This is a genomic window from Enterococcus quebecensis (assembly GCF_001730365.1).
Classification (GTDB): domain Bacteria; phylum Bacillota; class Bacilli; order Lactobacillales; family Enterococcaceae; genus Enterococcus_L; species Enterococcus_L quebecensis.
This window is the reverse complement of sequence record NZ_MIKB01000015.1, coordinates 77,737-97,752: the sequence shown is the minus strand read 5'-3', so window position 1 is coordinate 97,752 and position 20,016 is coordinate 77,737. Positions and strand designations below refer to the sequence as shown.

Below are 20,016 nucleotides of genomic sequence, written 5' to 3'. Positions count from 1 at the left end.
TTACAAAAAACGGTGAGGAGCCAATCAATGGACAGTCATGTATTACAAGAGTACTTAGATAAACACTCATTTCCTATAGTAGTCAAGAAAAAAAGAACGTATCTTACATACGAAGGATTACAGGATCGTTATGCGTATATTTTGAAGAGCGGCACGATCAAAACCAGTGTAATCTCTCCCGATGGACGAGAGTTTAATTTGAGATATATTAATAGTTTGGAGATCGTTTCTTTGTTAAGGGATGAATATTCTCAGTTTATTGACGCACCGTTCAACATTCGGATTGAGTCAGAACAAGCCGAATTATATCAGATTGATCGAGTTCAGTTTTGGAAAGATATCAATAAGAGTAAAGAGTTGCAGATGTACGTGAAAGATTATTATCGCGTTCGTTTGATGTATTCGATGAAGAAGATGCAGCAAATGTTGATGAATGGTAAATTTGGCGCTGTTTGTACGCAGATTTATGAGTTGTACGATACGTTTGGCGTGCAGATCAAAGATGGGCTATTAATTGATTTTGTCGTAACGAACGAAGAGATTGCTCATTTTTGTGGAATCACTTCGGCCAGTAGTGTCAATCGGATGATGCAGCAGTTAAAGGATTTAGGCGCAATTAAGATTCAAGATCGAAAAATCATAATTACAGATATGGATCTATTGAAGGATAATATTATTTTGTAGAGGAACGGATATACGTTCTTATTGTGGTGTGTTTGATCTAAGAGATTGAATTGTGTTATAACCAACTACACAGTATAATAATGATATAAAAGACAAGAAAAAAGGACTCGATGGCGGTTGGCAAATGGGTTCCTTTTTTTATACATAGAATGTCGTGAAAAGGAGAAAAAATGAAAATTGATCGCTTATTGAGTTTGGTAAATTTGTTAGCGGCAAATGACCGAATGACTGCCAAAGGTTTGGCTGAACGGCTGGAAGTGTCTAAACGAACCATTTACCGTGATATTGAAACCTTGAACTTGGCTGGAATTCCGATTATTTCTTATTCAGGAGTTAATGGTGGTTATGGCGTAGTTGAAGGGTACAAAGTGAATAAGCATATTTTTTCAACAGAAGATATTTCAACTATCTTGACTGGGCTTTCAGCGATTCAAAGTATCTCACCATTTACTGACATCAGCCCCTTACTGGCAAAAATTGCACCAAACACGAAAATACAACAACCACAAAGTGATTTGTTAATTGATCTATCTTCTTGGTATACACCAAACAAAGGCAAAAATAAACTAAACGATCTACGACAAGCAATAGCAACTCAACAGATCATTATTATTCAGTATCATTCCAAGAAGGGGTATTCAAAGCGCAAAGTAGAACCATACAAACTTGTTTTTAAAGCTTCCTACTGGTATCTTTATGCTTTTTGCTTAAAAAGAAAAGCGTTTCGGTTGTTTAAACTAACAAGGATTCAAACCTATGATTTGTTAGATGAGGGATTTGAACTTAGACCCCTAGAAGATATAAAATTGACTATTGAATCTAGATTAGATGGTCTGGATTCAACGGTTTCATCGGAAGTTCAGCAAGTTGTTTTAACGTATGAGCCAAAGGATAAATTATCCTTGATCGACAAATTTGGTGCAGAATTTTTTAAGGAACAAGAAGAACACACAGCTGTTGGAACAATCGTATTTCCACTGATCAATCAGGAGAAAACTGTTGATTTCATTTTACGTTTTCAGGACAAGGTGAGAGTCATTGAGCCGCCCATACTCGTTGACGCAGTCAAAGAGAAAATTGAACAAATGTATTTTCTTTATGAAAGCTGACAATCAGTTGTCACACTTCTGTTGTATGATAAATTCCAATGGATAAGGAGGAATAAAATATGACAGAAGTGTTTTTTGTGTTGTTAGAAGAATATGCAGATTGGGAAGCGGCCTCAATTGCCGCTGTACTGAATCAGGAAGAGGGATTCACAGTTAAAACTGTTTCAAATGAAAAGCAAGCCATTCATTCAATGGGCGGTTTTTCCACATTGCCGGATTATACGCTAGCTGAAGCGTGTCAAAAAGACTTTGGCGCATTGATTTTAATCGGTGGAAAGTCTTGGCGAACGAACAAAGCAGAAGCAGTTACAGCTTTAGTGGAGAAAGCAGAACAGCAAGGTGCCGTGATCGCTGCGATTTGTGATGCAACTGTTTATCTGGGCAGTTTAGGTTTATTAAATGATAGTAAACACACGAGCAATCAATTGCAGGACTTAAAGGAATATGCTGGTGATCGCTATACTGGCGGAAATCACTTTGTAGAAACCCAAGCAATAAGAGCAAATAACTTGATTACAGCCAATGGGACTGGGTATTTAGAGTTTGCTAGAGAAATTTTGTTGGCACTTCAAGCAATGTCGGAGAAAGAAGTTGCGCAATGGTATAACTTTTTTAAATTAGGGTATTATGAAGCGCTAAAACAAGACCTTAGAAGTTTAGGTGATGGGAAAAAGTAGGTTGGAGCTTGTTTCATGGGATGAAGAGCTACTAGAGAAATTCCCTACAGAACATCCATAAAATGAATTAGTGATAAAAGAGAAAACAGGAACGAAAGAACTTTCAGGGATTCAAGGAACTGACAAGTATTTTTTAGATGGCGATACTTTGGTTATTGAGATTGATTATGTGATTGAGAATTGAAAAACTAGGTATAAACAATCCAAAATGAAGGGATGGTAAAATTGAGAGTTGTGTACAAATGTGTTACAATGTTTGTAAGACATTTGTATACAAAAGGAGGGGACGAAATGAGTACTGTGACATTCAGACTATCTGAGGATGAAAAAGAGTTCATGCAAAAAATGGCTGATTTTAATGGGTTATCCTTATCTGAGCTTGCTAGGACTAAAATTTTGGAGAGTTTAGAAGATCAAATTGATTTGGAAACCTATAATAAATTGATGAAAGAGCATCAAATGAAAGATGAAAGTATTTCTCATGCTGAAATGATGAAGGAACTTGGTTTATGACAGTAAAAAAGTATGTTGTTCGGTATGAAAAAGAAGCACAAAAAGTATTAAAAAAGATGGATCGATTTCAAGCAAAATTAATTCTTTCATGGATTGATAAATATCTGGAAGGCATTGAAAATCCCAGAACTATTGGAAAAGGCTTGGTCGGAAATAAAAGTGGTCAATGGCGCTACCGAATTGGAGACTATCGTATTATTGCGGATATAGACGATGGGACAATTACGATTCTTGTTGTAACAATTGGACATAGGAAAGATGTATATAAATAATAGAAAAAGACTTAGAAGAGGGTGACTAACTTCTAAGTCTTTCGTTTGTTTTAAAAAGAGAAAATGTCTCTTTGTTTAATCATCCAGCTCAGTTCCTGTAGGGAGAATTAGTTGCTAAATGGTCATCACTATCGGTAAACTCACCTGGTTTAGCATTAGCAAAGTAGTCACCAACTTTTGGTATGAGAGAAATAATGCCTTCACTGTCTTTGTAGGAAAAGAACTCCTGACCTTCTTTTATGGCGAACTTACTTGATAAGGTAACTATGATTGCAGTTCCCTGTTTTCATGCTTTTACAGTATCCATAAGATGACCTCCTTTTTTCTATTATGTCGTGTAATTACTAATAATTACATTTTTAAAAGCTTTTATGTTACAGGAAAACGTTAGATTTTTCAATTTATCTCCTGCAATATCTAAATACGCAAAAGTTATTTCCTTTTATTTTTTGATTAGATCTTTTGATTTTGTGTAATACTGGCTAATTGTTTTTGAGACTCGTTTATCAAAAGCGCATAATCTTTATGAAATGTTTCAAACAATTTTGCACTAGCGTAGTATTGTTTGACTACTTGTTTTTTATTGATTGGCGTAGTTGAATTGGTAAAATACTTTTCCAAAACTTCTAGCGGTTCTTTCCAAGATTCTAAACGCTCGAGTGAATCTCGAAGGTTTAGAATCTCTTGATAAGGGACAGTTTTGATGCAGATGATGGAATTTTTCATGGTAATTCTCCTTTTCTCTTTAGTATGTGGAGCAAAAGAAAAATGTTAAAGCTGTCCATCTCTATCGTTGAATTATGCTAGTATGCAGGAAACTTCTTTGAGCATCCAGAGAAAAATTGTAAAAGTGTCTAGAAATTCTTACAAGAATTAGGTACAATAAAGAAGCTGGTACTACGGTACTGGCAAATGGGCAACTTGGATAGAGAGATACTGCTTTCTATTCAGGGCTTCATTGAACGGTTGGCGCCGAACAATGAAGTGCCTTTTTGCTTTGAATCACTGCGACTGACAATAAGGCAGAGCAGATGATGAAAAGTACAATGTGAACTAAATGAAAGTTGTTCCCCTGAAATTTCTTCTTTTCTCAAAATTTATAGGATAGAAATAAAAAAGACGATCCACAGGTGACCTGTAATCGTCTACAAATAGGCAAGATAAAGAGGCTATAAAAAATGTTGTCACTGTAATGAGTGTACAACAAAAAATAGATTTATCCTTACGCTATTGGCAAAGTTGTTTTACAGATACTGCTGTTTAAACAAGGCTTCTGGTTTGGTTGGCGCCAGACCACGAAGAGCCAATTTATTTATTTTTAATGTTAGTTATTTCTATCCTATGCGTTTTATTATACATAAAGAGTGGCTGGTTCACAATGAGTTTTTTTGTGGAACGGTATTAAATAACATCGAAATCATGCTCCCTTATATATAAAGAAAAATAACAAAAAATTTTTGAAATGGCTATTTTTTTCTGCGAAGTAAAAATTAATGAAAATGGTCAAAATAGTTTTAAGAATAGGACAAATTTGACAAAAGCAGAATTAATTATGAAGAAAAGCTAGCAAGAAACAAAACCTTTGCTATGCTAAAAGTGGTCGCTTTCTCTTTTGCGATGGCGATACTAATCGCATAAAGGAGGTGTTTCGACATGCTCGTTTTATTTTCCACAATCATTGGTCCGATTATTGTTGGAGTAGTCTTAGGACTATTCAAACATTGGCTTGATAATCGGCAGGACTAGAAAGCGGCTGAAAGCCAAAATAGACCCCATCACTCCTCGAAAGTGATGGGGTCTTTGGTGTATCTACATGCTCGTTATTTTCTACTTATAAGATACATGAAAAGAAAGGTGGAGTCAAGTTTTTCTTTCGTATAGATACCAAAAAAGTAAAGTTGAATAACCTAAGGCAGTGAACTTTATTTATCTAAGAATGTATTTATTATGAAAATATTCTATTTTAATCAAATGTTAATTCTGGCCACTCGTCGGGTTCATAAAATTCGCCTTCGTAACCATCAGAAAAAGGGTCGTCAATCATTGATTTGTTGGTTAATTCATTTTTATTTTCAATACGAGTAGAAAAAACTGTACTCGTAGAGTTACCTTCTACATTTGCTCTTTCGAATAATATATTTATCGCTCCAATTCTGTTACTTTTTTCTCTATCAATCAAAAAATTAATCCAACTATCCAAAATTTTAGATAGTTCTTTTTTTTATAAATGGTATAATTTATTTAAGACATTTAGAAATCAATTAAGGAGTTTAAGTATGTATATCGCACATGTGAGGAAATCAGATGGAGAAAAGCAACTCTTAAAAGATCATTTACTAGAATGTGCCGTATTGAGTGGTGAGTGGGGCGCAAAAATTGGATTAAGAAAAGTTAGCTATATAGCAGGTTTACTTCATGATTTAGGGAAGTATTCCAACGAATTCCAAGAATATTTGCGAAAAGCTGTTGATGATCCGAAAAGTGTGATACGTGGTAGCGTGGATCATTCATCTGCGGGTGGGAAGCTTCTTTTTGATTATTGCCACAAAAATAGTCGTGATCCATTTTCATATATTTTTGCTGAACTGGTAGGGAATGCGATTATTTCTCATCACAGCAGTCGAGGGCTGCAAGATTTTTTTACACCAGAAGGAGAAGCAACTTCTGATTATCTTAGGCGAGTAGCTGAAATAGAGGTTGTGGACTATGAACAGATTAAAATTCGTTTTTTTGAAGAAGTAATGTCAGAAGAACAATTTCAACTATTGTTGTCAGAAGCAATAGTTGAATTGAAAGGGTTTTATCAATCAAATGGAAAAAATAGAGTCAAACAAAATGATACATTTTTCCTTTTAAAATTCATCTATAGTTGCTTACTAGATGCTGACCGAACAAATACGATGTTATTTGAAGAAGATAAACAATTTATAGCACATGAAAATCAAGCCTTACTGAAATCTTACGGTGAAACTCTGGAAGAATACATTTCAACATTTACCGCTGACACACCAATTAATCAACTTCGTGGGCAGATGTCAGATCAATGCAAAGCTTTTGCTAAAAGAGACACAGGGATTTACACCCTTTCGATTCCCACTGGAGGCGGGAAAACGTTGGCCAGTTTACGATTTGCCTTGAATCACGCTATCAAACATAGAAAAGAGCGTGTTATTTATGTCGTACCGTTCACAACAATTATCGAACAGAACGCTGCGACAGTACGGGAGATTTTAAAAGATGGAGGAAATATTCTAGAGCATCATTCCAATGTTTTTACAGATCAGGAAGAGATGACAGCAAGGAAATCCGAAGAATCAGAAGCAGAAAAAGAAGCGTTAGAGCAAAAACAAGCATTAATGAAAGACAATTGGGAAAGTCCTGTAATTTTCACAACGATGGTGCAGTTTCTAAACACTATTTACAGTCGAGGAACTAGAAATCCACGTCGTTTTCATAATTTAACGAATGCTGTGATTATTTTTGATGAAGCTCAAGGTGTTCCAACGAATTGTACGCATTTATTTAATGAAAGTTTGAACTTCTTAAAAAAATTCGGTGCGACAACGAGTGTTCTGTGTACAGCAACTCAACCATCTTTGGAGAATGTTGGACGAGCGTTAACCAAAGACTCCGATGGCGAAATGGTTTCGAATTTATCAGAAGTAGAATCCCAGTTTAAACGAGTAGAAATCATTGATCGGACAACGAATGAACCATGGAAGCTTGAAGCATTAGCCGATTTCAGTCAAGACATTTTATCAGAGAAAGAAAATTTGTTGATTATTTTAAATACCAAAAAAGCTGTTCGTAGTTTATATCAATATTTGGAAGAGCAACAATTAGAAGGGATTGAATTATATCATTTGAGTACCTCGATGTGTGCCAAACATCGAAAAAATTTGTTGGATGAGCTACGCGAGAAACTAAAAAGTAGCGAAACAAAACTAATTTGTATTACAACTCAATTAATTGAGGCTGGCGTGGATATCAGTTTTCAATCCGTGATTCGTTCAGTAGCTGGCTTGGATTCAATTGCTCAAGCCGCAGGGCGTTGCAATAGACATGGGGAAACCGCACAGCAGCCAGTCTACCTAGTCAATCTTTCAACAGACCTTGAAAATCTAACTCATTTGCCAGAAATTAAAAAGGGACAAGGAATTTCGCTAAATATTCTTAAAGAAAACAGTGAACTCGAACAAGATGAATTACTTTCTCATGATGTTCAAAAACGGTATTTTGATCGTTATTATGATTGTTTTAAGAATGAATTAAACTATCCCGTTAAAAAAACATCGCTCGAACTATTTAGTTTATTAGGAGAAGGTGCTAATGCGCTGGAACATTATAAACGAACACATGGTTCTGCTCCTATCTTAGTATTTAGAAGCAGTCCTAAAACAGTGGGGAAGTATTTTCAAGTTATCGATAGTCCAACAACATCGGTGCTTGTTCCATATGAATATGGGAATGAATTGATTGCGGATTTAAATGGTGAGTTAAGACCAGAAGCGTATGCGCCAACGTTGAAAAAAGCACAACAATATATGGTCAATATCTTCCAGCATGAATTGATGGAACTTCAAGCAAGTGGCGGAATTTATCCATTGTTGAATGGAGATATTTTGGCTCTTACCAGTAATGCATATGATTTGAAGTTTGGAATAGATATAGAAGCAGAAGCGGCGAGTGGTTATTTAGGGTTTTAATGTTATCTAACTTCAAGAGTTTGATCATAAAGGAGGAAGCAACTATGAGATATAAAAATCAGATTTCATTTAGAGTTGAAGGTGAATACGCTCTTTTTACAGATCCTTTGACAAAAATGGGTGGTGAAAAAATGACCTACCAAGTTCCCACCTATCAAGCACTAAAAGGAATCACAGAAAGCATTTATTGGAAACCATCAATTGTGTACTACATTGATGAAGTTCGCGTGATGAACTCGATTCAAATGGAATCAAAAGGCATGCGACCAATGAAATACAACGATAGTAGCGCTAGTGATTTGGCGTATTATACGTATTTGAAAAAGCCTGTTTATGAAGTGAAAGTCCACTTTGAGTTTAATCAACATCGTCCTGATTTAAAAGGGGATTGGAATGAAGATAAGCATTATCAAATTTTAAAACGGTCAATCAAAGCTGGCGGAAGAAGAGATATTTTTCTTGGAACCAGAGAATGTCAAGGATATGTGGAACCTGTTGATTTTGGTGCGACAAAAGGTGACTATGACAATTATGAAGGGGAGTTACATTTTGGCACGATGGTGCACGGGTTATCTTATCCAGATGAAACAGGAAAAGACGAACTAGCTGTTCGTTTATGGCGTCCGATTATGGAAAAAGGAATTATTAAGTTTCCACGTCCAGAGGAATGTACTTTAGTTCGACCGCTTAGAACGATGCAAGCAAAAATATTTGAACCTTCAGCGATAGAAACTGTCGATCAATTGTTTAATACCTTGGAACAGGAGGTTGAATGATGAGTTGGTTAAATGACTTATATGAAACTTACAAAGAAAATGCTGATCAAGTAGGGAAAGTTCAACGAACATCTTCTGGAAAAGAAATCGTTCTTTTACCAATTGCACATGCTTATCAAAATGCTCAAATCGAAGTAACGATAACGCCAGACGGTGAATTTGATTCAGCAAATGTAGTGCCGAAAGAAGAGGCACAAACTATGATTCCAGTAACGATTGAGTCTGCAGGAAGATCTGGCTCAACGTCTGCACCCCATTTAATCCATGATAACTTAGTCTATGTTGCAGGAGATTTTGAAAAATATGGTGGTGTATATAAAAAGAATAAAGCTGGAAAAAATTCTTATCAGATGTATATAGAAAATTTGCAGGCATGGTGCGAATCAGATTATTCCCAGTCAGTTGTTAAAAGTGTTTTAAGGTATTTAGAAAAAGGAACACTGATTGAAGATTTAGTACAAGAAAATGTAATGTTTGAGAAGGATCATCAACTTATCCCCAAATGGTCAAAGGAACTAGAAGCAGAACTTGGGGAGAAGCCACCTTTATTTAGTGTAGTAGTTGGAGAACAAGCAACCTCTTTTGTTAGATTTGCTGTTCAAGAACAGGGGACAGGAAAACGCCCACTCTGGGGAGATTCAGAAGTAATTGACTCATTTGTCGCCTATTATACAAACGAGCTGACGAATGAAGGACTGGATTATGTGACTGGAGAAATGTTACCTCTAACAGAAAATCATCCTTCAAAAGTACGCTATGGTGGAGATATGGCGAAATTGATCTCGGGAAATGATTCTACAAATTTCACGTATAAAGGTCGTTTTACAGATAAAAATCAAGTCGCATCAATTAGTTATGAAGTCTCTCAAAAAGGGCATAATGCTTTAAAGTGGCTGATTGGCAAACAAGCATTTATTTTGGATGGACGAGTTTTCTTAACTTGGGGAAGGAAAGAAACAGAGGTGCCTAATCCAGAAGAATCAAGTGCTGATTTTCTTGATTTTGATGCTATTTTTGCAAAAGATGAAGAAGCAGAAATACTACTAAATCCAGATACAACGCATCAACAGTTTTCTGAATTATTTAAGAAAGCTTTGAATGGTTATAGCGTAAAGCTTTCTTACCATGAGCCGATTTATATTATGATTTTAGATGCTGCTACTCCTGGAAGAATGGGGATTTTGTACTACCGTTCGTTTGAAAAAGAGCAATACTTTGCTCGAATTGAAGAGTGGCATCAAACTTGTTTCTGGCGTCATACGTATGGTAGTAAAAATAAACAACGCTACACATTTTGGGGCGCTCCGTCACTTAGAGATATCGCTGAAGCAGCTTTTGGTGCACGAGCTAGTGACACTTTAATAAAAAATACAATCCAAGAACTATTTCCTTGTGTTGTAGACAGCAAAATGATTCCAATCAATCTTGTTAGAAATCTCTTGCAACGAGCATCAAATCCTGTAAGCATGGAAAAATGGGAATGGGAAAAAACACTAAGTATTGCGTGTGCTGTAATGAAAAAGCACTTTAATTTTAAAAAGGAGGAAAAAAATGTGGCATTAGATAAAAATGAAACGGATCGTAATTATTTATTTGGAAGAATGTTGGCAGTGGCTGATGTTCTGGAAGAACGCGCTTTATATAAAGCAGGAATTAATAGAAGTACAAATGCTATTCGTTACATGAATGCATTTAGTAATCATCCATTAAAAACGTGGAAGATCATTCAAGAAAATTTGATTCCGTATCAAGCGAGATTAAGAGGAAAAGGAAGTTACTACCAAAAACTATTAGATGAGGTCGGTGCTTCTTTTGAACTTGAACAATATACAGATAAAGCATTAGATGGAAAATATTTATTAGGATATTACAGCCAACGGGCAGAGTTAAAGAAAAAAATAGAAGAGAAAACGGAGGAATAAATCATGACAGTTTTAACACACAAAATCGACTTTAAGGTAATCACATCAGTAACAAATGCAAATCCAAACGGCGATCCATTAAACGGGAACCGACCACGTCAAAACTTCGACGGTTTCGGCGAAATATCAGATGTAGCAATTAAACGTAAAATTCGTAATCGACTACAAGATATGGGAGAAAGAATTTTTGTTCAGTCTGATGATCGAGCAGATGACGGACTTAAAAGTTTGAAAGATCGCGTAGATTCAGTTGAAGAATTAAATAAAATTGCTGCAGATAAAAAGAAAGCAGACGTTAACCGATTCAGTGAAGTGGCTTGTGAGACTTGGATCGATACCCGTAGTTTTGGACAAGTATTTGCGTTTAAAGGACTGGAGCTTTCTGTAGGTGTTCGTGGTCCAGTTTCCATCCAAACTGCAGTAAGCCTTGAACCAATCGACATTAACACCATGCAAATCACGAAAAGTGTCAATTCAGTCAGTGAGGGCGGTGGAAAAAGCTCTGACACCATGGGAACCAAACATTTCGTTGACTTCGGTGTCTACGTCTTCAACGGCAGTATCAACGTCCAACTCGCCGAAAAAACTGGTTTTACTGAAGAGGACGCAGAAAAAATCAAAGAAGCTTTAACGACTCTTTTCGAAAACGATGCATCATCTGCTCGTCCAGACGGCAGCATGGCTGTAGAAAAAGTATACTGGTGGGAACACCCCAGCAAAATGGGGAAAGCATCATCCGCTAAAGTGCACCGCTCTGTAAAAATCGAAAAAATTCCAGAAGTAGATCGTGCAAAATCATTTGATGATTATAAAGTGACAGTTGAATCATTAGAAGGAATCGAGTTAACAGTCATCGAAGGGCTATAGTATGTATGACGAACAAGATTATTTAATGATCTCCGGTATTCAACATTTTCTCTTTTGCCGCCGTCAATGGGCGTTGATCCATATTGAACAACAGTGGCAAGAAAATGTGTTGACGCTTGAAGGGCAATACTTACACGAAAAAGCCGATCAGCCGACCATTCGAGAAAAACGCAAGGATCGCTTAATTGTTCGTGCATTGCCTATTCATTCGCCAACTTTAGGTATTACTGGAATCTGTGATGTTGTAGAATTTGTACAGGAACCAAACGGTGTGCCGTTGCATGGAGAATCGGGAACATTTTTACCTATTCCTGTTGAATACAAACATGGAAAGCCTAAACAAGAACTTAGTGATATTTTGCAATTAACAGCCCAAGCCGTTTGCTTAGAAGAAATGTTGGTTTGTGAAGTACCAAAAGGCTATCTCTATTATCATGAAACGAAACGCAGAGAAGAAATCAACATTACGAAAGCTTTACGTGACGAACTCAAGAAAAATGTCGCTGAAATGCATCAATACTGGGCAAGGCGCTATACACCTAAAGTCAAAACAGGTAATTTCTGTAAGAAATGTTCGTTACAGAATATCTGTTTACCTAAATTAATGAATGTTCAAACCGTCAAAGGCTATTTAGATCGGAGGTTATGTGAATGAGAAAGTTGTTAAATACATTATTTGTTACAACCCCTGAAACTTATTTAGCTTTAGATGGTGAAAATATTGTGATAAAAAAGGAGGACACGAATTTAGGACGAGTCCCTCTTCACAATTTAGAATCAATTGTAACGACTGGTTATTTGGGTGCGAGCCCAGCTTTGATGCGAAAATGTGCTGAAAAAAATATTGGACTGACTTTTTTGACTAGAACAGGAAAGTTCGGTAGCCGTGTCACAGGTGGTACTACTGGAAACGTAATATTAAGGAAAAAGCAATATCGTATTTCTGATAACGAAGAGGACAGTCTAGCGATTGCCCGTCATTTTATTATTGGTAAATTATATAATCAACGCTGGATGTTGGAACGAATTACACGAGATAATTCATTTCGAGTCGATGTCGAACGGTTTAAACAAATTTCTGGCGAGCTGAAAAAATACATTGAAGATATTCGCCAAGTTAATGACTTAGAATCTTTAAGAGGGATCGAAGGGCAGGCTGCTAATCGTTACTTTCTGCTGTTTGATCAAATGATTTTACAACAAAAACAGGATTTTGGTTTTTACGGTAGAAATCGCAGACCGCCGCTAGATAATGTAAATGCCATGCTTTCTTTAGCATATACATTGTTGGCACAAGAATGTGCAGCCGCTCTAGAAACCGTTGGACTGGATCCTTATGTTGGATTTATGCATCAAGATCGACCAGGAAGAATTTCGTTAGCATTGGATTTAATGGAAGAATTGCGAGGAATTTATGCAGATCGTTTTGTTTTAACTTTGATTAATAAGAAGGTTATTACCGGAAAGGATTTTCTTAAAAAAGAAAGTGGTGCAGTGATTTTGACCGATGATGGTAGACGAAAGTTCTTTCAGCAGTGGCAAGAAAGGAAGCAAGAACAAATCCAACATCCATTTTTAGGAGAGAAAATCAATTGGGGCTTGGTTCCTTATGCTCAGGCATTGTTGTTAAGTCGTTTTTTAAGAGATGATTTGGATGGCTATCCGCCATTTTTATGGAAGTAGGTGCAATGCATGTTAGTACTGATTACTTACGATGTAGCAACTAGCTCGAAAAACGGAACACGTCGTTTGAGAAAAGTAGCTAAAAAGTGTCAAGATTACGGGCAACGTGTTCAAAATTCAGTTTTCGAATGTATAGTTGATGCTACGGAACTGACAAGATTGAAGAAAGAATTAATAGATTTAATTGACGAAGATGTAGATAGTCTGCGTATTTATCGGTTAGGAAATAACTATCAAAATAAAGTAGAGCATATTGGGGCGAAAGAAAGTTTTGATGTAGAAGCTCCTTTGATATTTTAAGTAGTCCAATTTGGTGCGAACCCGAAGTGAACATAAAATCACTGGGGGATTCGCACCAAAAAATAATGATTTTTCGGGCCTAAAACACCGTTTTTCTCATTATAATTTAATTTTTTCGTTCTTTTTTGTGAAATTGTTGAAAATATGTCGTATATATTTGCCGGTTTCACGGTCTAGCTCTGTATAGAGCTAGTGGATTGAAATTGACAATAACTGACCCAACCGAATTAAGTGAGTTAGTCTAGCTCTGTATAGAGCTAGTGGATTGAAATTAATTAAATTTTAATCTATATTTTTTCATCGAAATGTCTAGCTCTGTATAGAGCTAGTGGATTGAAATTTGATGACGTGATAATGAATTTTTTGTTGGCTTTGTCTAGCTCTGTATAGAGCTAGTGGATTGAAATAGTCAAACATATGCCACAAATATAATGTTCCCAAAGTCTAGCTCTGTATAGAGCTAGTGGATTGAAATTTTTGAAACATAGTACAAGTTGGGATGATTTTCGTCTAGCTCTGTATAGAGAGTTAGACTTTAATAAAAAATGCAAAATAAAATCTCTAAAAAGATCATATGATATATATATAAGACTGTTTAGGGTCAGTAAAACTATGTAAAAGAGTGACTAGGATGTATAATCCTAATCACTCTTTTCGTTATATATTTGATATGTTTTAGAGGGAAGCGTTGTAGATATTAAGTTTGTTTTATATACGATCAGAATAAAAATCATGGAATTATATCCTTAAATAACAATTCGTGTTAAATCAGACGATACAAGAAATTCTTAATAAAGATAAGTTTATCAGAAGAATACGATTATTATTTTTTGTTATTTATTTATTTTTTCTTGTTTTATTTACTAACAAGAAATATGTTTAGAATACCTATTGTTTGTTTGATCCTTAAGTATGATATAACGTTTATTTTAGTTTGTCAACATTATTTATTTATATATTTTATTTTCTAATTATTTAATTCTTTTTTGTATATCAGTATTTAATAAGTGTTATACAATAAGTTTTATTCGCCGTCAAATCGCCGTCAAAATAAAAACGAGAGGGGAAATGATTTATGGTAAGAAAAGGTGAAAACATTTATAAAAGAAAAGATGGTCGTTGGGAGGGAAGGTATATAAAAGGGAGAAAGAGTGACGGGCGCGCTATATATGGCTATGTATATAATAAAACATATACAGCTCTGAAAGAAAGTTTGTTAACAATAAAAGCATTATATTCATATAATTATACGTTTAAAACGATTGGGTATAAAGGGACTCTTAGAGATTGGGCAACTTGTTGGCTAACAGAAATACAAGGGCAATTAAAACCAAGTACGTATGCCAGTTATACAAATAAAATGATAAAACATATCCTTCCGCTTTTAGGAGATATCCCCTTACAATCAATCACAACAGATACTTTAAATAATTGGATCAAAGAAGTAGAAACTCGTTTGGCTCCTAATTCAGTTCGAATTGTCTACCAAGTGTTGAGGACATGTTGTGCTGCTGCAGTAAAAAGGGAGCTCATTTCGGAAACCCCTTGTAAATCCGTTGTTTTACCTAAAAAAGCGCCGAATAATATACACGCAATCACATCGAAAGAACAAAAAAAGCTGAAAGAAAAAGCAGCAACACATCCCAACGGACTTGCAATACTATTAGCATTGGAAACTGGAATGAGAATTGGAGAAATTGCTGGTTTGAAATGGCAAGATATAGATTTTTCATCCAATGTTCTTACTGTAAAGCGGACAATACAAAGAATACAAGTTACTAGTGGTGTAAATAGAAAAACGCAAATTATTGAAGGAACACCTAAAAGTATTAGTTCTAAAAGAACCATCCCTCTATCAAAAAATATAAGAAAACTTTTGACTACTCAAAAACAAAAAACGAATGGAGACTTTGTACTAGGAGGAAATAAACCAGTAGAACCAAGACTTATTTCCATATGGTTAAAAAAAATATGTCAGAGTTTCCATCTTCCTGTTATTCGTTTTCATCAACTTAGACATAGTTTTGCTACTAGATGCTTGGAAAAAGGTGTGAATATAGCAACAATTAGTGCGTTATTAGGGCACCATTCTATTAAAATGACCTTGGATACGTATGTAAGTTCATTCATGTCAGAAAAAAGAAAAGCGATTAATTTAATCAGTTAAACACTCTGTTTTTTTGAAACATTATAATGTTTGATTGATGATTGCTTTATTTATTTCATTTAACGATCCTTTTTTGTTTTTTGTATATTATTATCTATTTTAATAGTCTTTGAAAAGTATCTATTTGAATCTTAATATCATTACGCCGTCATTTTTGCCGTCATTTAAGGTTGAGATTGTCGGTATAGATGCTTTTTTGAGGATACTTCTTGTTTGTAAATAAAACAAGAAAATAAATGTTAGGAAAATTTGAAAAGGAGGGGCCTTATGGAAAATACAATTGGTATATTACATATTAGCACTGATTCTAAGCAGAACCATAACGTAGGTATTTTGATAAAAAGAGCTCTCAATGAGCAGAGCTATTCACTAATTGATATTACAGAAAAAGAACAAATAGAGCTATTAGATGGTTTGATCATTAATTTGGAAGAAACATCTGATTATCTTAAAGCGTTGCAATTACTTATTGAGTTGCAAGATAATCATTCCTTGTTTATTTGGATTCTTAGCGGAGAAAATAACTCAGAACTAATCAAACTGTATCCACATTTAAGTAAAAATTCAATAATCGAAATTATCCAAAAAGATCAAGGGCTTGAGACACTTGGAATAGTGATAAAAAATGCAATCAATTATAAGAATCAGTTATTAAATAACCTGAATCTAAAAAATACACAGAACCATCATTGTTTAGATTCATCGAAGCTAAGCCTAATAGTCCATGACAAAATCATACCATTAACCCAAAAAGAATTCAAAATCATTGAATTATTATATGGAAATATTGATAACGTCGTTACCTATGATGAGATAAATAAGGCTATTTATGGTGATTCAACAGGAGAGTTGTTAGAAAAATACAAGGTGGCAAACTTCATTTTTCATATCAGGAATAAGCTAAAAGAACAATCATATTTTGAAATTGAAATTATTCGAACGAAAGGATACCTTCTTACTTATTCAAACAATGAACGTAATCTTTTAGAAAATACAAATGACAAAGTTTTACAATGATCAGTATTGGAGCAGAAAAAACATCGCTGTCTGATTGTAGTGTCATAACAGTCATATGACAAGATGATAAATAAATAAAATTTGCATAGCTTGAGCAATTATCAAAAGAAATGGATGGCTAAACGTGTGAAAGACAAAAAGAATTATTTCCAAAAATATCGAAGTTTTTATCTCTATGAAATAGCACTTTTAATGGGATGGATCACTAACTTTATACTCTTTTCAAGGTTCTACGAAAACATAGTGTTTTATGTTGATAGGAAAGCTAGGTTCATTATTCAGCTATTATTTACTGTGAATTATTATCTAGGTGATTTATTAAAGTATTTATTTGTTTCTTTTTTATTGATGACGTTAAATCTTCTACTTATTTTGATGTTTCACATCAAAAATAAGCGCGAAGGTAATGAACTCAAAGCAGTGCGTTATTCAATAATCGTATTTCTAGCAATTATTGGAATAAATTGTGTCATGTTATTGAGAACAATTGTATGGCCGCTATTCTTGTTGCTGTTTATCTTTTCTTTAACCATTGTTTATATCACATATGTCATTACTAATTACTTGTATGAAGAAAAAGATGAGTTTTATGAAGAAAATGAGCGGCTTAAAGTAGAAGGACCATTTCAATCGAAAGAAGCAGCTGAAAAATATATCAAAGAATTTTTGGCACACTGGGCGGACTATTTTACTAAAAAAGGCTACTGTCTCGTTGAATCAATAAGTTGTGATGAAAAAAATGAATGGTATATAGAAATTACAATTCAATCAATCAAATAAGAACAAATATTAGTAGTTAGGAGAACCCTTTTTCATGAGAAAGATTAATGCGTTATATGTGGTGTGTGTCTGTATCTTTTCATTATTTTTTTTAGCAGATCAAGCGATGGCTGCAGATGAAGATAATAATTTAGGCTATACAGTGACACTCGTACAATCGAATAAGCAGATAGATCCCAATAGAAGTTATTTTTATGTGAAAACGACGCCAGGGGAATCACAGACGTTGGAAGTGAGAATCAAAAGTACCAAAAATGAGAGTGTTCACTTAAAGATATATGGAGTCAATGCGATCACAGGAGATGCAGGAACTATCGAGTATAGTAACGACAAAACGTATTACGATAAGACCTTAAAAGAACCTATAACTTCAATGTTAAAAATAGCAACGCCAACTATCACAGTTGGCAATTATGAAGAAAAAACAGTGAAAATCCAATTAACTCCTCCCAAAGAACAATATGCTGGCGTTAAAATGGGGGCTGTGGTATTTGCCTTGGATAATGAGGAGAAAGCAAAAAGTGGGGTTTCCACAGAGTTTTCTTATCGAGTCGGGGTGATTACGTCCGAGTCGGGAGATGAATTTAATAATGCCCAAACATTGAATTTAAACTCAGTAAAAGCATCAATTAAACGCGGTAAAAAAATGGTTTTAGCTAATTTACAAAATCCTGAACCCAAAGTACTAGAAAATTTAAATATCGTAGCGACAATGACTAAAAAAGGAACAGATGAGGTTGTTAAAAGAAAGTCTGTCGAAAATTACAGCATGGCGCCCAATAGCGTTTTTGATTTTGAAATGGATTGGGGGATAGCTGCACTGCCTTCTGGAACCTACACTTTAAAATTAGATGCTTCCAATGACTACCAAGAGTGGCAGCTGAGCAAAGAATTTACAATTACAAACGAACAGGCTAAAAAAATGAATGAAGAAAGTGCCTTTAAAATTGTTACGCCAACTTGGATTAAAGGCACATCAGTTTTCTTGATTATACTCACGGTTTTGATTGTGTCAATGACTCTTTTTAGAAGAGATAAATGGGAGAAGCAATGGAAGAAAGTTCGAATTGCTAAACGAAAAAAACAAGGGAAGCAAAAGCAGAAACGAAAAAAAAGCAACAGAAGAGATGGTGAGTAAGTATGGAAAAACTTTACTCTAGTTGGCCATTGTTCATTGTGGTGTATGTATTCTTGGCTTTATTCAGTCATACGCCAGATGTTTTAGCAGATCAAGATCAGACAGACATGGGCATCTCATTTAATCAATTTGTTGAGCAGGATAAGCCAAAACCACCCATTTATGAAGCGAAACCAACAGGATATCCATCAACTGACGGAGCTTTGCCTCATCTAGGACAACTAATGACGTCGTTCATTTTGTTGTTGTTGGGTGTAGCATGTTTGATTGTATTTTTAGGTGTTATTAGTTTACGCAAAATATATAGCGTACATGTATAGGGGTGTAATATGAAAGATTATTTATGGATTTATATATTAGGAGGTCTTACCTCTGTTTCGTTACTTTTTTTCCTTTTAACACTTTCCAGAGATGTATTTTTAGTAAGGAAGCTAAGGAAAAAGAAGGAGGAATTGGCTGTTAATTTTAGTTTGTTAGCGGTGTCTATCACAAGTCTAGCTTTGATTATTTATCTATTTATTTTATTAAAAGACCAAATAAAGCTAATCGGCTAGTTTAGCAAGAAAACAATTATTCTGTGAACGATTTATAACAGTAACTGTCGCCAATTTTATTTACAAAAATAGAAGGGTGATTAAATTTTGAAAAAAATACTATTTACAACATTACTTGCTTCATCAGCATTGCTGATTTTTGCAAAACCTGCGAATGCAGAAGAATTAGGAAAAGAGCAAACAGACTTGGGGATTCGTTTTGATACTGATGGACCGGTAAAACCTGGTTCTGGACCATTTAAAGATAATTTAGCCTTGGTATGGACACCATCTAAATTTGATTTCGGTCGTCAATCAGCAACAGCGAATATTGCTACATACAGCAATACTACCGTTGGAGATCAATATATTGTCGTGAATGATGATAGACAAACGACTGAAGCAGGTGGTGAAGAAACAAAAGCTTCAACAACTTCAGCTTGGAAAGTTACTGCTTCTTTGTCTAAATTAGTTTCTAAAGACGATTCAGCTACTGAGTTGCCATCAAAACTAACATTTACTTTAGGTGATCCTCAATCTTATGATATTGGTGAAGTTGATCCAGATATAAATGACTTCTCACCAAATGTCCCTAGCCAAGATAACTTAGGTCAACTTGAAGATCCTAATAACATTGTTGTTGGTAAAAGTGTGACATTAGAAGCTGGAAATACAACTGCAACAAATATTATTGCGAAAACAAAAGCAGATAGTGTTAAAGGCGGTTTTGCTACAAAATTATCAGATACTAAATTAACTGTTACTACAGGAACAGGCGCTGCTGGTAAAGCATTTAAAGGTAGCGTAACTTGGAGTCTTGATAACACATACTAAAAACTAATTGAGAGTATGTTGATATATATAAAGTAAGT

Annotated in this window: 23 protein-coding genes and 1 CRISPR repeat array; of the genes, 20 read left to right on the top strand and 3 right to left on the bottom strand. The window is 34.9% G+C overall.

The window, feature by feature from the left end:
* Window positions 1-27 precede the first annotated feature (27 nt).
* From BCR23_RS10140 to BCR23_RS10120, 5 genes are all read left to right on the top strand, one after another.
* Window positions 28-684: a Crp/Fnr family transcriptional regulator gene (locus tag BCR23_RS10140; protein WP_069635386.1), complete on the top strand. Its 657-nt coding sequence runs from the start codon at window positions 28-30 to the stop codon at window positions 682-684.
* Window positions 685-854: 170 nt separating this feature from the next.
* Window positions 855-1,793, top strand: a complete 939-nt coding sequence (locus BCR23_RS10135) for a helix-turn-helix transcriptional regulator (protein ID WP_069635385.1) — start codon at window positions 855-857, stop codon at window positions 1,791-1,793.
* A gap of 59 nt (window positions 1,794-1,852) precedes the next feature.
* A complete protein-coding gene (locus BCR23_RS10130; protein WP_069635384.1) occupies window positions 1,853-2,470 on the top strand; it encodes a type 1 glutamine amidotransferase family protein in 618 nt (205 codons plus the stop codon).
* Window positions 2,471-2,761: 291 nt separating this feature from the next.
* Window positions 2,762-2,983 carry a type II toxin-antitoxin system RelB family antitoxin gene (relB, locus tag BCR23_RS10125; RefSeq protein ID WP_069635383.1) on the top strand — a complete coding sequence of 74 codons (222 nt, stop codon included), beginning with the start codon at window positions 2,762-2,764 and terminating at the stop codon, window positions 2,981-2,983.
* Complete coding sequence (locus tag BCR23_RS10120) at window positions 2,980-3,255, top strand: type II toxin-antitoxin system RelE family toxin (RefSeq protein WP_069635382.1); 276 nt, start codon at window positions 2,980-2,982, stop codon at window positions 3,253-3,255. The genes relB and BCR23_RS10120 overlap by 4 nt, the downstream gene beginning before the upstream one ends.
* A gap of 88 nt (window positions 3,256-3,343) precedes the next feature.
* Here the strand turns inward: BCR23_RS10120 and BCR23_RS15025 are convergent, their stop codons facing one another.
* A complete protein-coding gene (locus tag BCR23_RS15025; protein WP_420809726.1) occupies window positions 3,344-3,496 on the bottom strand; it encodes a hypothetical protein in 153 nt (50 codons plus the stop codon).
* Between the two features lie 212 nt (window positions 3,497-3,708).
* Window positions 3,709-3,981 carry a hypothetical protein gene (locus BCR23_RS10115; RefSeq protein ID WP_069635381.1) on the bottom strand — a complete coding sequence of 91 codons (273 nt, stop codon included), beginning with the start codon at window positions 3,979-3,981 and terminating at the stop codon, window positions 3,709-3,711.
* Window positions 3,982-4,908: 927 nt separating this feature from the next.
* Between BCR23_RS10115 and BCR23_RS14635 the strand changes: the two genes are divergently transcribed.
* The gene (locus BCR23_RS14635) at window positions 4,909-5,001 is read left to right on the top strand and encodes a type I toxin-antitoxin system Fst family toxin (RefSeq protein ID WP_071870065.1); all 93 of its coding nucleotides are present in this window, start codon (window positions 4,909-4,911) and stop codon (window positions 4,999-5,001) included.
* A 217-nt stretch (window positions 5,002-5,218) separates the two neighbouring features.
* Here the strand turns inward: BCR23_RS14635 and BCR23_RS10110 are convergent, their stop codons facing one another.
* Entirely contained in the window at window positions 5,219-5,434 is a 216-nt protein-coding gene (locus tag BCR23_RS10110) for a hypothetical protein (RefSeq protein WP_141706733.1), read from the bottom strand.
* A gap of 97 nt (window positions 5,435-5,531) precedes the next feature.
* Between BCR23_RS10110 and BCR23_RS10105 the strand changes: the two genes are divergently transcribed.
* The 14 genes from BCR23_RS10105 (at window position 5,532) to BCR23_RS10040 (ending at window position 19,978) form a co-directional block, all read left to right on the top strand.
* A complete protein-coding gene (locus BCR23_RS10105) occupies window positions 5,532-7,961 on the top strand; it encodes a CRISPR-associated helicase/endonuclease Cas3 (protein WP_069635379.1) in 2,430 nt (809 codons plus the stop codon).
* A 44-nt stretch (window positions 7,962-8,005) separates the two neighbouring features.
* Complete coding sequence (cas5c, locus tag BCR23_RS10100; protein WP_069635378.1) at window positions 8,006-8,737, top strand: type I-C CRISPR-associated protein Cas5c; 732 nt, start codon at window positions 8,006-8,008, stop codon at window positions 8,735-8,737.
* On the top strand, window positions 8,737-10,659 hold the full coding sequence (gene cas8c / locus BCR23_RS10095; protein WP_069635377.1) for a type I-C CRISPR-associated protein Cas8c/Csd1: 1,923 nt from the start codon (window positions 8,737-8,739) through the stop codon (window positions 10,657-10,659). The genes cas5c and cas8c overlap by 1 nt, the downstream gene beginning before the upstream one ends.
* Before the next feature lie 3 nt (window positions 10,660-10,662).
* Window positions 10,663-11,526 carry a type I-C CRISPR-associated protein Cas7/Csd2 gene (gene cas7c / locus BCR23_RS10090; RefSeq protein ID WP_069635376.1) on the top strand — a complete coding sequence of 288 codons (864 nt, stop codon included), beginning with the start codon at window positions 10,663-10,665 and terminating at the stop codon, window positions 11,524-11,526.
* Window position 11,527: 1 nt separating this feature from the next.
* The gene (gene cas4 / locus BCR23_RS10085) at window positions 11,528-12,181 is read left to right on the top strand and encodes a CRISPR-associated protein Cas4 (RefSeq protein ID WP_069635375.1); all 654 of its coding nucleotides are present in this window, start codon (window positions 11,528-11,530) and stop codon (window positions 12,179-12,181) included.
* Window positions 12,178-13,209, top strand: a complete 1,032-nt coding sequence (cas1c, locus tag BCR23_RS10080) for a type I-C CRISPR-associated endonuclease Cas1c (protein ID WP_069635374.1) — start codon at window positions 12,178-12,180, stop codon at window positions 13,207-13,209. The genes cas4 and cas1c overlap by 4 nt, the downstream gene beginning before the upstream one ends.
* A gap of 9 nt (window positions 13,210-13,218) precedes the next feature.
* A complete protein-coding gene (gene cas2 / locus BCR23_RS10075) occupies window positions 13,219-13,509 on the top strand; it encodes a CRISPR-associated endonuclease Cas2 (RefSeq protein WP_069635373.1) in 291 nt (96 codons plus the stop codon).
* 171 nt (window positions 13,510-13,680) lie between these two features.
* A CRISPR array of direct repeats spans window positions 13,681-13,985; the repeat unit is 34 nt; unit sequence GTCTAGCTCTGTATAGAGCTAGTGGATTGAAATT.
* A gap of 599 nt (window positions 13,986-14,584) precedes the next feature.
* Complete coding sequence (locus BCR23_RS10070) at window positions 14,585-15,676, top strand: tyrosine-type recombinase/integrase (RefSeq protein ID WP_069635372.1); 1,092 nt, start codon at window positions 14,585-14,587, stop codon at window positions 15,674-15,676.
* 267 nt (window positions 15,677-15,943) lie between these two features.
* On the top strand, window positions 15,944-16,693 hold the full coding sequence (locus BCR23_RS10065; protein WP_069635371.1) for a winged helix-turn-helix domain-containing protein: 750 nt from the start codon (window positions 15,944-15,946) through the stop codon (window positions 16,691-16,693).
* A gap of 126 nt (window positions 16,694-16,819) precedes the next feature.
* Window positions 16,820-17,473 (top strand): hypothetical protein, encoded by a 654-nt coding sequence (locus BCR23_RS10060; RefSeq protein WP_069635370.1) that lies wholly within the window; start codon window positions 16,820-16,822, stop codon window positions 17,471-17,473.
* Between the two features lie 34 nt (window positions 17,474-17,507).
* Window positions 17,508-18,611 carry a WxLIP family cell surface protein gene (locus tag BCR23_RS10055; protein ID WP_069635369.1) on the top strand — a complete coding sequence of 368 codons (1,104 nt, stop codon included), beginning with the start codon at window positions 17,508-17,510 and terminating at the stop codon, window positions 18,609-18,611.
* A 2-nt stretch (window positions 18,612-18,613) separates the two neighbouring features.
* A complete protein-coding gene (locus BCR23_RS10050) occupies window positions 18,614-18,931 on the top strand; it encodes a hypothetical protein (RefSeq protein ID WP_069635368.1) in 318 nt (105 codons plus the stop codon).
* Window positions 18,932-18,940: 9 nt separating this feature from the next.
* A complete protein-coding gene (locus BCR23_RS10045; RefSeq protein ID WP_069635367.1) occupies window positions 18,941-19,165 on the top strand; it encodes a hypothetical protein in 225 nt (74 codons plus the stop codon).
* 87 nt (window positions 19,166-19,252) lie between these two features.
* Window positions 19,253-19,978 (top strand): WxL domain-containing protein, encoded by a 726-nt coding sequence (locus tag BCR23_RS10040; RefSeq protein ID WP_069635366.1) that lies wholly within the window; start codon window positions 19,253-19,255, stop codon window positions 19,976-19,978.
* Window positions 19,979-20,016: the final 38 nt, after the last annotated feature.

Coding starts and splice junctions, on each gene's coding strand:
- BCR23_RS10140 (WP_069635386.1), top strand. CDS start 28: ATGGACAGTCATGTATTACAAGAGTACTTAGATAAACACTCATTTCCT.
- BCR23_RS10135 (WP_069635385.1), top strand. CDS start 855: ATGAAAATTGATCGCTTATTGAGTTTGGTAAATTTGTTAGCGGCAAAT.
- BCR23_RS10130 (WP_069635384.1), top strand. CDS start 1,853: ATGACAGAAGTGTTTTTTGTGTTGTTAGAAGAATATGCAGATTGGGAA.
- relB (WP_069635383.1), top strand. CDS start 2,762: ATGAGTACTGTGACATTCAGACTATCTGAGGATGAAAAAGAGTTCATG.
- BCR23_RS10120 (WP_069635382.1), top strand. CDS start 2,980: ATGACAGTAAAAAAGTATGTTGTTCGGTATGAAAAAGAAGCACAAAAA.
- BCR23_RS10115 (WP_069635381.1), bottom strand. CDS start 3,981: ATGAAAAATTCCATCATCTGCATCAAAACTGTCCCTTATCAAGAGATT.
- BCR23_RS14635 (WP_071870065.1), top strand. CDS start 4,909: ATGCTCGTTTTATTTTCCACAATCATTGGTCCGATTATTGTTGGAGTA.
- BCR23_RS10105 (WP_069635379.1), top strand. CDS start 5,532: ATGTATATCGCACATGTGAGGAAATCAGATGGAGAAAAGCAACTCTTA.
- cas5c (WP_069635378.1), top strand. CDS start 8,006: ATGAGATATAAAAATCAGATTTCATTTAGAGTTGAAGGTGAATACGCT.
- cas8c (WP_069635377.1), top strand. CDS start 8,737: ATGAGTTGGTTAAATGACTTATATGAAACTTACAAAGAAAATGCTGAT.
- cas7c (WP_069635376.1), top strand. CDS start 10,663: ATGACAGTTTTAACACACAAAATCGACTTTAAGGTAATCACATCAGTA.
- cas4 (WP_069635375.1), top strand. CDS start 11,528: ATGTATGACGAACAAGATTATTTAATGATCTCCGGTATTCAACATTTT.
- cas1c (WP_069635374.1), top strand. CDS start 12,178: ATGAGAAAGTTGTTAAATACATTATTTGTTACAACCCCTGAAACTTAT.
- cas2 (WP_069635373.1), top strand. CDS start 13,219: ATGTTAGTACTGATTACTTACGATGTAGCAACTAGCTCGAAAAACGGA.
- BCR23_RS10070 (WP_069635372.1), top strand. CDS start 14,585: ATGGTAAGAAAAGGTGAAAACATTTATAAAAGAAAAGATGGTCGTTGG.
- BCR23_RS10065 (WP_069635371.1), top strand. CDS start 15,944: ATGGAAAATACAATTGGTATATTACATATTAGCACTGATTCTAAGCAG.
- BCR23_RS10055 (WP_069635369.1), top strand. CDS start 17,508: ATGAGAAAGATTAATGCGTTATATGTGGTGTGTGTCTGTATCTTTTCA.
- BCR23_RS10050 (WP_069635368.1), top strand. CDS start 18,614: ATGGAAAAACTTTACTCTAGTTGGCCATTGTTCATTGTGGTGTATGTA.
- BCR23_RS10045 (WP_069635367.1), top strand. CDS start 18,941: ATGAAAGATTATTTATGGATTTATATATTAGGAGGTCTTACCTCTGTT.